General features: G+C 27.4%; 13 protein-coding genes. 6 read left to right on the top strand and 7 right to left on the bottom strand.

Features of this window, described 5'->3' with window-relative positions; translation table 11 throughout:
* On the top strand, nucleotides 1-276 hold a 276-nt coding region (locus tag EIC27_RS03415), incomplete at its 5' end, for a transposase domain-containing protein (protein WP_153183752.1).
* A gap of 101 nt (nucleotides 277-377) precedes the next feature.
* On the opposite strand, the gene EIC27_RS03410 is transcribed toward EIC27_RS03415, so the two are convergent.
* The 6 genes from EIC27_RS03410 to EIC27_RS03385 are packed head-to-tail and all read right to left on the bottom strand — an operon-like array spanning nucleotide 378 to nucleotide 5762.
* Entirely contained in the window at nucleotides 378-770 is a 393-nt protein-coding gene (locus EIC27_RS03410; RefSeq protein ID WP_154511013.1) for an iron-sulfur cluster assembly protein, read from the bottom strand.
* Between the two features lie 4 nt (nucleotides 771-774).
* A complete protein-coding gene (locus EIC27_RS03405; RefSeq protein ID WP_126044739.1) occupies nucleotides 775-1971 on the bottom strand; it encodes an aminotransferase class V-fold PLP-dependent enzyme in 1197 nt (398 codons plus the stop codon).
* A complete protein-coding gene (locus EIC27_RS03400; protein WP_126044738.1) occupies nucleotides 1971-3131 on the bottom strand; it encodes a SufD family Fe-S cluster assembly protein in 1161 nt (386 codons plus the stop codon). Before EIC27_RS03400 ends, EIC27_RS03405 begins: the two co-directional genes overlap by 1 nt.
* Nucleotides 3115-3855, bottom strand: a complete 741-nt coding sequence (gene sufC, locus EIC27_RS03395; RefSeq protein ID WP_126044737.1) for a Fe-S cluster assembly ATPase SufC — start codon at nucleotides 3853-3855, stop codon at nucleotides 3115-3117. Before sufC ends, EIC27_RS03400 begins: the two co-directional genes overlap by 17 nt.
* Before the next feature lie 24 nt (nucleotides 3856-3879).
* Nucleotides 3880-5325 (bottom strand): Fe-S cluster assembly protein SufB, encoded by a 1446-nt coding sequence (gene sufB, locus EIC27_RS03390; protein ID WP_126044736.1) that lies wholly within the window; start codon nucleotides 5323-5325, stop codon nucleotides 3880-3882.
* A 2-nt stretch (nucleotides 5326-5327) separates the two neighbouring features.
* Complete coding sequence (locus EIC27_RS03385) at nucleotides 5328-5762, bottom strand: SUF system Fe-S cluster assembly regulator (RefSeq protein WP_126044735.1); 435 nt, start codon at nucleotides 5760-5762, stop codon at nucleotides 5328-5330.
* Nucleotides 5763-5841: 79 nt separating this feature from the next.
* Between EIC27_RS03385 and EIC27_RS03380 the strand changes: the two genes are divergently transcribed.
* The gene (locus EIC27_RS03380; protein ID WP_126044734.1) at nucleotides 5842-6240 is read left to right on the top strand and encodes a SufE family protein; all 399 of its coding nucleotides are present in this window, start codon (nucleotides 5842-5844) and stop codon (nucleotides 6238-6240) included.
* A 102-nt stretch (nucleotides 6241-6342) separates the two neighbouring features.
* Nucleotides 6343-7152 carry a hypothetical protein gene (locus tag EIC27_RS03375; RefSeq protein ID WP_126044733.1) on the top strand — a complete coding sequence of 270 codons (810 nt, stop codon included), beginning with the start codon at nucleotides 6343-6345 and terminating at the stop codon, nucleotides 7150-7152.
* Nucleotides 7153-7176: 24 nt separating this feature from the next.
* Here the strand turns inward: EIC27_RS03375 and EIC27_RS03370 are convergent, their stop codons facing one another.
* Nucleotides 7177-8796 (bottom strand): NAD+ synthase, encoded by a 1620-nt coding sequence (locus EIC27_RS03370; protein ID WP_126044732.1) that lies wholly within the window; start codon nucleotides 8794-8796, stop codon nucleotides 7177-7179.
* Between the two features lie 126 nt (nucleotides 8797-8922).
* Between EIC27_RS03370 and EIC27_RS03365 the strand changes: the two genes are divergently transcribed.
* Genes EIC27_RS03365 through tpiA form a run of 3 tightly spaced genes read left to right on the top strand, consistent with a single transcriptional unit; the run spans nucleotide 8923 to nucleotide 10635 of the window.
* Entirely contained in the window at nucleotides 8923-9555 is a 633-nt protein-coding gene (locus EIC27_RS03365; protein ID WP_126044731.1) for a dioxygenase family protein, read from the top strand.
* 20 nt (nucleotides 9556-9575) lie between these two features.
* A complete protein-coding gene (locus EIC27_RS03360; RefSeq protein ID WP_126044730.1) occupies nucleotides 9576-9914 on the top strand; it encodes a hypothetical protein in 339 nt (112 codons plus the stop codon).
* A complete protein-coding gene (tpiA, locus tag EIC27_RS03355) occupies nucleotides 9886-10635 on the top strand; it encodes a triose-phosphate isomerase (protein ID WP_126044729.1) in 750 nt (249 codons plus the stop codon). The genes EIC27_RS03360 and tpiA overlap by 29 nt, the downstream gene beginning before the upstream one ends.
* The last annotated feature ends 108 nt before the right edge of the window (nucleotides 10636-10743 follow it).

Below are 10743 nucleotides of genomic sequence, written 5' to 3'. Positions count from 1 at the left end.
CTTTTAGATGGAAGACTGCGTATTGATAATAATGATTCGGAGCGTAGTATAAAACCATTTGCAGTTGGCAGAAAAAATTGGATGTTCTGTGCAACAACTAAGGGTGCTAAAGCTAGTGCAAATATTTATAGTATTATTGAAACTTGCAAAGTAAATAAGATTAATCCTTATGATTATTTAAAATATTTGCTGAATCATATTCATGATTATTCTGATCCAAAAGAGTTAGTAAATTTACTTCCATATAATATTGATAAAAAAATATCATCAAATTAAATTTTTTTTAGAATTATCAAAAAACTTAAGAAACCCAAAGAAAGGCGGATAATACTTGTCAAGATGGGGATATTTTAGCGTTTACGTATATTTAGATGAAATTAAAATAAATCTAAAATAAATTTTGCCTCTTCAGTCATCATTGACTTATCCCATTTTGGCTTCCAAACAAGTTCTACATTTACTTCTTTAGCTTCGGTAATTATTGATTTAATTTTAGTTTTAATTTCTTGAGGTATAGCATCAGCGACAGGGCAGGTAGGTGATGTTAATGTCATTTTTATGTTTATGATATTTTTTTTAGAAATATCGATATTATAAATTAAACCTAGATCCCAAATGTTTACAGATATTTCAGGGTCATAGATTAGTTTAAGAATAGCTATAACTTTATCTCGTATATTATCTATTTTATTGATTGATGAGATTTGTTCTTTAGTAAAATCCTTAAATATTTCTCCTGAATTTTGTGGTATAAAATCTTTTAAATCCATAGCATTATGAAAACAGTTTATTGAATTTATTTAAAGCTGTAATTAACTTTTCAGCATCCTCATAATTATTATATATTCCTAATGATATTCTTGCTGTACCAGGAATTTTAAGATAATCCATAAGTGGTTTTGCACAGTGATGACCAGTTCGAATTGCAACATTACATTTGTTAAGAATTTCTCCTATATCTGAGTGATGCGCTTTTTTATGAGTTATAGAAATTATACTTGTATCTTGGTTAGCTTCAAAAATATTAAAATTGTCTAGTTTCTTTATTTCTGTTTTTATATATTTTGCAATCTCTTCTTCTTCTTTCCAGTATTTTTCTAGGTTAATAGAGTTAAGATAGTCAATAGCCTCGCCAAAAGCTATAACTTCTGCAATTTGTGGAGTTCCTGCTTCAAATTTATGTGGAGATTTTAAAAATGTGGTTTTTTCAAATGATACATCTTCTATCATTGAACCACCTGTTTGATAAACATCCATATAATCTAATAAATCATATTTTCCATATAAAATCCCAACACCAGTTGGCCCATATAATTTATGAGAAGAAAAAACTAAAAAATCACAATCTAAATCTGTCACATCTATTTTCATATGTGCTATTGACTGACAAGCATCTATCAAAACCTTTGCTCCATATTTTTTAGCAATTTTTACTACCTTTTTAATATCAACAACTGAGCCAAAAACATTTGACATTTGTGTAACAGCAATAATTTTAACTTTTGTGGAAATGATTTTTTCAAGCTCAATGAAATCTAGATCGCCAGTTTTTTTTATTGGAATAACAGTTAGTTTAGCTTTTTTTTCTTTACATAATTGTTGCCAAGGAACAATATTGGAATGATGTTCCATAGTAGAAATTAGGATTTCATCTCCCTTATTAATGAATTTTTTACCAAATGAGTGTGCAACAAGATTAATTCCCTCGGTTGCACTTTTTGTAAATACTATTTCTTTATATGAGCTAGAGTTGATGAATTTGGCAACATTTGTTCTTACTTTTTCAAAATTTTCTGTAGCTTTTGAACTTAAGTTATATATTCCTCTGTGAATATTGGCATAATTATATGAGTAAAATTCTAAGAGTTTATCAATAACACATTTTGGTTTTTGGCTACTTGCAGCAGAATCTAGAAAAGTTATGCAATCTTTTTGATTAAAAAAGGGAAAATCTTTACGAATAATGTTCATTAGCTAATTAACTTAATTGAATTATAAACTTGCGAGTATAAATCATCAATTTCAGATTCTTTTAAATTGCTATTAGAAAAAACAGACTTGAGTAATCCTATAATAATCAACTGTTTAGCATATTGAAGTTTAATTCCTCTTGTTGCAAGATAGTTGAGTGCTTCCTCATCTATATTACCAGTTGTTGAGCCATGTGAGCAAATAACATCATCAGAGTGTATATCAAGCATTGGTCTTGAGTAAGCTTTAGATCTTTCATCTAATATTAGGTTTTTATTTAATTGATGAGCTTCAAGATTATTTAAAGATTTTGCTATATAAACATTGCTATAAAAAGAGCCAGATGAATTATAATTTAATACTTGATTGTAATGTTGATTGCTCAAAGTATCTGAAGCATTGTGTTTAATATCTACTACAATATCATATATTTGATTATTAATTGCTATATTAACACCATAAAAATTTGCCTGTGCCTTTTTACCATTTAGATGTGCTTCAGATTCAAATCTATAAGATTTGTCAATTGCATTCACCGAATAATTTTCATAAATAGAATTAGAATCACAAGCAAGTTCAGTAGTGTTAATGAATCTAACTTCTACCTCGAAATTTTTCTGAATAAAGTGTTTGCAACTTGCATAATCACTCAAACTGATTCTTGTGACATTATTTATAAAATTGTTATGTTTTCCTTGTTGAATAAAATTTTCATAAAATTTTACATTACAATTTTTTTCTATATTTATGAAAGTTGTAAAAAAAGTAGAATTCGATGAAGTTAACTTTATTAATTTTATTGGTTTATCGATATTTTCGGTAATGTTAATAAAAACAATATCATCATTATTATCTAAATTTTGTAATACTTGATATTTATCCTCAAATTTTAATCCCTTATTAAAGTTGGTAATATCATCTTTTGAGCATGATATTTCTATCCCTTCTTTAGGTAAGATTGATTTTTCTTTGGAAAACTTGCCTTCCAAAATCACAATATAGTAAAAACCTTTATCTTGAGTAAAAAAATGGTCTTTTTTTATTAATTCACTATCTTTATAATCAGGTATCTCTAATAAATTTAGATCTGAATACCTCCATTTTTCATTTTTTCTTGATGGAAGATTTAGCTTTTTAGACATATTATTTGAAGCTATCATAGCCTTTCATTTCTATTTCTTTTGCTAATTTTTTATCACCAGATTTAATAATTGTTCCACTGGAAAAAATATGAACAAAATCTGGAACGACATAATCTAAAAGTCTATTATAATGTGTTATAACTATAATAGAAGTATCTTTGTTTTTGTATTCATTTATGTTTTTGGAAATCACTTTAAGTGCATCAACATCAAGCCCTGAATCAATCTCATCTAATATAATAAGCTTAGGTTTTAACATAAGCATTTGTAAGATTTCAAATTTCTTCTTTTCACCCCCTGAAAACCCATAATTAACATCTCTTTTTAGTAATTTAAAATCAATATCAAGCAAATTTGCTTTTTCTTTTAACTCTTTTAAAAAATCAACAGTGTTTATATCATCTTTGCCTTGATCTTTTCTAATTGAATTTATAGATGCCTTCAAAAAACTATTCCAGCTCACCCCAGGTATTTCTATTGGATGTTGAAAAGACATAAATATACCCATTCTAGCTCTTTCATCTGAAGTAATTTGAGATAAATCTTTGGAAGATAGCTTTATGCTTCCATTAGTTATATCATAACCATCTTTTACTGAAATGACATTTGCAAGAGTACTTTTGCCAGTGCCATTAGGCCCCATTATAGCATGCACTTCTCCCTTCTTAATACTTAAATTTAAATTATTAAGAATTTTTTTATTATCTGCACTAGCGCTTAAATTTGATATTTCAAGTAACATTTTTATATATAATAATTATTAATTTTATCCAACAGCTCCTTCAAGATTAACACTAAGCAATGCTTTTGCTTCTACTGCAAATTCCATAGGTAATTCTTTTAGAACATTTTTGCAAAAACCATTTACAATTAAAGATATTGCACTTTCATTGCTAATTCCTCTAAGCTTGCAATATTGTAATTGATCTTCATTTACCTTCGAGGTAGTTGCTTCATGCTCTATAGTTGATGAATTATCTTTTGCTTCAATATAGGGAACAGTTGATGCTGAGCAATTTTTACCAATCAACAATGAATCACATTGAGTATAATTTCGTGAATGCTTGGCTGATGGTAAAATATTAACTAAACCTCTGTATACATTACTACTTTTTCCTGCTGATATTCCTTTTGAAATTATAGTACTAGATGTGTTTTTACCAATATGTATCATTTTGGTACCAGTATCGGCTTGTTGATGATTATTTGTAAGTGCAACAGAATAAAATTCTCCTACTGAGTTATTTCCTTTTAGTATACAACTTGGGTATTTCCAAGTAATAGAAGAACCTGTTTCAAGTTGTGTCCAAGAAATTTTGGAACCACTACCTTTGCATAGCCCTCTTTTTGTTACAAAGTTATATATACCACCTTTTCCATTTTTATCTCCAGGATACCAATTTTGTACAGTTGAATATTTTATTGTTGCATCTTTAAGAGCTATAAGTTCTACTACTGCTGCATGCAATTGGTTTTCATCTCTTTGTGGAGCTGTGCAGCCTTCAAGATAGCTTACTTCACTTCCTTCATCAGCGATAATTAAGGTTCTTTCAAATTGTCCTGTTTTTGATTCATTAATTCTAAAATATGTAGATAACTCCATAGGACATTTTGTATTTTTAGGAATATATACAAAAGTTCCATCACTAAAAACAGCAGAATTTAGTCCCACAAAATAATTGTCTGAATGTGGAACAACTGACCCAAAATATTTTTTTACTAACTCAGGATGTTCTCTGATAGCTTCAGAGATGGAGCAAAATATTACTCCATGCTTTTGCAGTTCATCCTTGTATGTGGTGGCTACAGAAACGCTATCAAAAACAGCATCTACAGCAACGCCTGCCAGTGCTTTTTGCTCATGAATTGGAATTCCTAATTTTTGATATGTTTTTAAAATATCTGGATCAACCTCATCCAAGCTATTTAACTTCTTTTTAATCTTTGGTTCTGAATAATAATATATATCTTGAAAATCAATCTTTGGATGCTTTATCTTTGCCCAATTTGGTCCTTTCATATTCATCCATATTTTATAAGCCAGCAACCTTTTTTCAAGCATCCACTTTGGCTCTTCCTTCTTATTTGAAATATACTCAATTACATCTTTATTCAGTCCTTTTTGAGGTTTTATAGATTCAATATTAGTTATAAAACCATGTTTATAATCCTGCTTTAAAAATTCTTCATGTAAAGTTGCATTATTGCTCATTTTTAACTAATTTTTTTAAGTTCAAAATATGTGCTATCATTGATAAAATCTTTTATTGTAAAGCTTTGAAGTGCAAGCATAAACAAGTTATTAATTTTATTCCACCCATGTTTGACTTTACAATCAGTATTATACTCGCAAGTTTCTAAACTATTTTTGCCACATAAAGTTAGAGATATATCTCCTTCAATTGCCTCTACAACATTTAGAATATTAATTTCATCAATTTTCTTTATTAATTCATATCCGCCTGAAATTCCACTATGAGATGCTAATAGTCCTTTTTTGCAGAGCATTTTTAACAATTTTATTACTGTAGCTTCACTTATTTTAGTTTTTTCACTAAGTGATTTAGCACTAATAATACTATTTTTATCTTCTGCCATTTCACAAATTATCAATGTCGCATAGTCGGTTAATCTATTAACTTTTATCATAACTTTATTGCAATTAATTTAAAATAGTACTATTTTTGTCCCAATTATATATGTTGCTTAATAACTGGTCAATAGCAAAATGAATGATGAAATAAATCAGCTAATAGAAGAATTTGAATTATTTGATGATTGGGAAGAAAAATATTCATATATTATTGAACTAGGAAAAAAATTACCAAAATTAGATGAAGCTGAAAAAGTTGAGTCAAATAAAGTAAATGACTGTGTGAGTCAAGTTTGGTTGGTTATAAAGCAAAATCACGAAAAGTTATATTTTTATGCAGATAGTGATGCAATGATTGTAAAAGGTTTGCTTGCAATTGTGCTTCGTATTTATTCTGGTAAGACTAAAGATCAGATTAATAAGATTAATTTTGAACAGGTGTTTAATAAACTTGATTTGAAAAATCACTTAAGTCCAAGCAGAAGCAATGGTTTATTTTCTGTTATAAGGAAAGTTCAAGAAATTTCAAATTAACACTAGACTTAAATCTTGATTTTATATATACTACTGTCCTGTTAAAAAGTTATTTTTATCAAGTCAATACAGTTATATAACAGTTTTTAGTAATATTAAGTTATGTCTTTTGGACAAGAAAAATTTGGAGTATTTGCTGGAACTATTGCTTCATGGGTTATGGTTCCATTTATTGGACCAAATATAGAAACTAAAATAAATAATGAGTTTGGTAATAATAGTATCATATCTAAACTTAATCCTACTTATTTAACATCTAAACTTAATCCTATTTATTTCACTTTTACAGTATTTTTTATTGATTTCTTATTTGTTTATAAATATTGGGTAATACATTTGCCTTTATATATTATCTCTAAACTTATGTTTTTTGGCTTTAATACCTATAATTTTGATAATAATGATATATTTAATTTTGTTAAGTTGCATGGAGAAAGCGTTGTAGATATTCTTAAAGAAGGAGGTGCAGATTTTTCAGATTTACCTATTAAAATGGTAGTAGAACTATTATGCAAAGTTGGACCACAGCTAATTAAGCCTCTAATTAAAGCAGAGACAGATTTTTCAAAAATAACTTATCATCAGATGAGTAATATAATTAAGTGTAATGAAAAAACAGCGTTGCAAACATTCGAAGAACTTAATTTAGATTTTTCTAACTTACAGCCTTTATATGTAACTTTTTTTGTTAAGTTACATGGAGTGAGAATTATAGAATTTCTAAAAGAATTGAATGTAAATTTCTCCAATTTTAATTATGATAGCTCTTATTCATATGAATTAATTCAAGAATTTGGAGAAGAAATTGTTCAACCATTAAAAGAAGTTAATGTAGATTTTTCTTTACTAGATGAAACAACATTATATTTATTAATAGCTGGAGACACTAATATAATATTGAATGAAATATAATTTCTGGCCTTAAAGCTAAAATACTTAATAACTAACAGGATAAATTCTATCGTAGTTAAAGCCTTTAGTTGAGATTTTTGGTCCAACAGGAGCTTGACTACGTTTATATTCACTATTCTTAATCATATTCGCTACAGATTTTACTAAATCTAAGTCAACATTATTTTTTTCTGAAACTTTTTTCTGTGGTAAATCTAATTCAATCAAATCGTATAAAATTTTATCTAGAATATCATAAGGTGGTAACTGATCAGAATCTTTTTGATTGTGGTTTAGTTCTGCAGAAGGTTCTCTTTCAATAATGAAGCTTGGAATTATATTTAATTTTGAGCATAGGCTACCTGTTGGGACATTTTTGTTTCTCCATTTAGCAAGTTTATAAACTTGAGTTTTATATATATCCTTAATAGGTGCAAATCCACCACACATATCTCCATAAATTGTTGTATAACCCACAGCTGATTCTGATTTATTAGAGGTTGCAAGTAACAGTGAATTTTCTTCATTTGAAATACCCATCAGTAACACAGCTCTAATTCTTGCTTGTAGATTTTGAACAGTTATTTCTTTTAAGTTTTTAGAGTTAAATGAAGTTTTTAAAGCATTGGTGAAATTATTAAAAATATTATCAATTGGTATAGTCAATTTTTCACAACCTATATTCTTTATTAATTCTAAAGCGTATTTCATACTTTCTTCAGAATTAAATTTAGATGGTAGAATAACACATTTCAAATTACCTGGACCTAGTGCATCTGCACAGATGCTTGCAACTGATGCAGAATCTATGCCTCCAGAAAGTCCAATAACTGCTTTTGTAAAATTGTTCTTTTTAAAATAATCTCTTACAGATAAAACTAAAGCTTGATAGATATTTTCTTCTTCAGAAATAGGTTTTATATTTGAGCAAGGAGTATTATTGGAGGTATTTAACCTTATTACACCTTCTTTCCAAAAATATGGTTCATTGATAAAATACCCATCTTTATCAACTATAAAACTTCCTCCATCAAATACTAATTCATCATATCCACCAAAAGTATTTAAATATGCCACAGGCTTGTTATATTTTTTTGCTATATTATTTGCAATTTCCATTCTATTTTTATGCTTACCAAGGTCGTATGGCGAAGCATTAACGATAATAAAAAGTGTTGCTCCTTTTTTTGCTAAAACATTTGGTATATGATCGTGCCAGGCATCTTCACAAATTAAAATTCCTATCTTCTCTCCTTTAAATTCAAATACCCTAGACTCCTTTTCTGACTCTGAAAAATTTCTTGGTTCATTAAAAACTTCATAATTTGGTAAAATATGTTTGTCTACACTGAATATTTCCTCTCCATCATATGCTATAATTACCGAATTAAATATTTTATCATTCTTTAAAATTGGACATCCAAATAGCAGGGCACATTTTTTTTCTTTTGTAAATTCAACTACTTTTGCTTTAAATTTTAAAACTTCATCTAAGAAATCATGATTTTTAACCAAGTCTTTCAATAAATATCCTGTTAAAGATAGCTCTGGGAAGGCAACTATATCAGAATAAGGTTGTTCTTTTTCAAAATAATTTTTTATTTTTTGAAAATTATATTTTAAATTTCCATTTTCTAAATTAATCTGGCATAATGAAATTTTCATAAATAATAAAAATATTTTATGAATTAAAGATTATTGAGAAATAATATAACTTTTATTTATAATCTAGTTTTAAATTTATGTTCGTGAATATATACTACGTCAATATAGTTATTTATAAATCTTTAGATGATTAAAAAATTTATAGTTTTTACAGTTATTGTTGCATTTATATTAGGTGAAAGTTTAGCAGGTGAGACTATGTCGTGTCCTGTAACTCCTGAGTTGTGGAGCGTAGGTGTGCTGCCTCAAGCTAAAAATTCCAATGATTTAACTAAAAATTATAATTCTTTTGAAGTAGCTAAAGGAAAAAAAATAATAATTAAAGGCAAGGTTTTAGATAAAGATTGTGTTCCAATTTCAGGTGCTAAAGTGAGTATTTGGCAAGCAAATTCTATGGGATATTATCAATTTAATTATGATAAATATAGCGAACATTATGATGAAAATTTTGCAGGATCAGGAAATATTATTAGCAATAATTTAGGAGAATTTGAGTTTATTACAGTGTATCCAGGTAAAGTGAATTCTGTAAATCCAAATGTTATATTTAAGATAGAACATCAGAGTTTTCAACCAATGGAGACAAAGATGTTTTTTCCAGAAAATAATAATGTTAAAGATATTAAAATTTTAGCTCCATATTTAATTAAAGAACAAATTCCTCTTATAACTGCAAAAATGAATGGAAAAATTGATGACAAAGTAATATATTATTTTACAATTACTTTAGATCAACTAAATTTATACAAAGAATATTAAACAATTAAAGGTATAAAAATATGAATAAACATTTAAGAAGTCTACTTATATCATCAAGTTTATGTTTAACACTTATTGTTACTTCTATTGCTTGTGATAAACATAATTCCAGCAATTTAGAAAATCATAAAAAATCTGCAGACAATCATAAGAATAAAAAATTTGATTATAGTAAGGTAACCAAGAATTTATCAGAATCAGTAAAAAAAGAAGTTGATGATTATTACTCTAAAATTGATTCAGAATATGATAAGTTAAGTGGCGAAGCAAAAAAAGCTGTTGCAAAAATTTCGCAATATAAGAAAAATACTTTTGCTAAAAAAGGTAAAAATGCAAAAAAGAAAAATTCTAATAGCTAATTGGAAAACATATATAAAGAATTTTTCGGATGTAAATAAAAAGATTGATGAAATAAAGGATCAAGTTTTTCTAAAAGATTTAGATATAGTTATTTGTCCATCATATATACATCTTCAAAGCGTTGCTAACAAATTAAAGGATTTTGAGGTCTCTATTGGATCTCAAAATCTCTGTTCATCTGAATCTAATGCAAATACTGGCGAAGTTTTAGCTTCAATGATTACAGATATTGGTTGTCAGTATTGTATTTTAGGTCATTCAGAGGTTAGAGAAAGAGATAATGAATCTAGCAATATAGTTGCATCTAAAGTTCAAATTGCTTTAAAAAATAGTATTATTCCTATTGTATGTGTAGGAGAGACATTAGAGTTAAGAGAGAAATCTGACTATATTAAATTTTTAATAAACCAAACCATAGAATCACTACCACAAGTAAATGGTATAGAAGATAAAGATATAATTATAGCCTATGAACCTATTTGGTCGATAGGAACTGGTAAAGTGCCATCTATAGAACAAATTGAAGAGGTTCTCAGCGCATTAAAATCAATACCTGGATTAAGTTCTGCTAAATTTGTTTATGGTGGCTCTGTTAATGAAAAAAATATAGATGAAATATGTAAGGTAAAGTCTTTAGATGGTGTATTAGTAGGTGGAGCAAGCACTGATGTTGCTAAGCTAAAAATTATATCTCAAGCTCTTCAAGATAATTGTATATAGCTTATTAGCATTATTGCTTGTCCTTTTATTATGCTTAAATAATTAATAAAATAAATAAACATAATGATTAACATTAAAATAGATAAAATATGTAACTCAGCCAAAAAT

It is taken from the genome of Candidatus Aquarickettsia rohweri, assembly GCF_003953955.1.
Lineage (GTDB): Bacteria > Pseudomonadota > Alphaproteobacteria > Rickettsiales > Midichloriaceae > Aquirickettsia > Aquirickettsia rohweri.
The sequence above is the reverse complement of the archived record's forward strand: the minus strand, read 5'-3'. Positions and strand labels throughout refer to the sequence as shown.

What these genes read in the sequence shown, in the direction of transcription:
- EIC27_RS03375 (WP_126044733.1), top strand. Translation starts at nt 6,343, where the DNA reads ATGTCTTTTGGACAAGAAAAATTTGGAGTATTTGCTGGAACTATTGCT.
- EIC27_RS03370 (WP_126044732.1), bottom strand. Translation starts at nt 8,796, where the DNA reads ATGAAAATTTCATTATGCCAGATTAATTTAGAAAATGGAAATTTAAAA.
- EIC27_RS03380 (WP_126044734.1), top strand. Translation starts at nt 5,842, where the DNA reads ATGAATGATGAAATAAATCAGCTAATAGAAGAATTTGAATTATTTGAT.
- tpiA (WP_126044729.1), top strand. Translation starts at nt 9,886, where the DNA reads ATGCAAAAAAGAAAAATTCTAATAGCTAATTGGAAAACATATATAAAG.
- EIC27_RS03400 (WP_126044738.1), bottom strand. Translation starts at nt 3,131, where the DNA reads ATGATAGCTTCAAATAATATGTCTAAAAAGCTAAATCTTCCATCAAGA.
- EIC27_RS03410 (WP_154511013.1), bottom strand. Translation starts at nt 770, where the DNA reads ATGGATTTAAAAGATTTTATACCACAAAATTCAGGAGAAATATTTAAG.
- sufB (WP_126044736.1), bottom strand. Translation starts at nt 5,325, where the DNA reads ATGAGCAATAATGCAACTTTACATGAAGAATTTTTAAAGCAGGATTAT.
- EIC27_RS03360 (WP_126044730.1), top strand. Translation starts at nt 9,576, where the DNA reads ATGAATAAACATTTAAGAAGTCTACTTATATCATCAAGTTTATGTTTA.
- EIC27_RS03365 (WP_126044731.1), top strand. Translation starts at nt 8,923, where the DNA reads ATGATTAAAAAATTTATAGTTTTTACAGTTATTGTTGCATTTATATTA.
- EIC27_RS03405 (WP_126044739.1), bottom strand. Translation starts at nt 1,971, where the DNA reads ATGAACATTATTCGTAAAGATTTTCCCTTTTTTAATCAAAAAGATTGC.
- EIC27_RS03385 (WP_126044735.1), bottom strand. Translation starts at nt 5,762, where the DNA reads ATGATAAAAGTTAATAGATTAACCGACTATGCGACATTGATAATTTGT.
- sufC (WP_126044737.1), bottom strand. Translation starts at nt 3,855, where the DNA reads ATGTTACTTGAAATATCAAATTTAAGCGCTAGTGCAGATAATAAAAAA.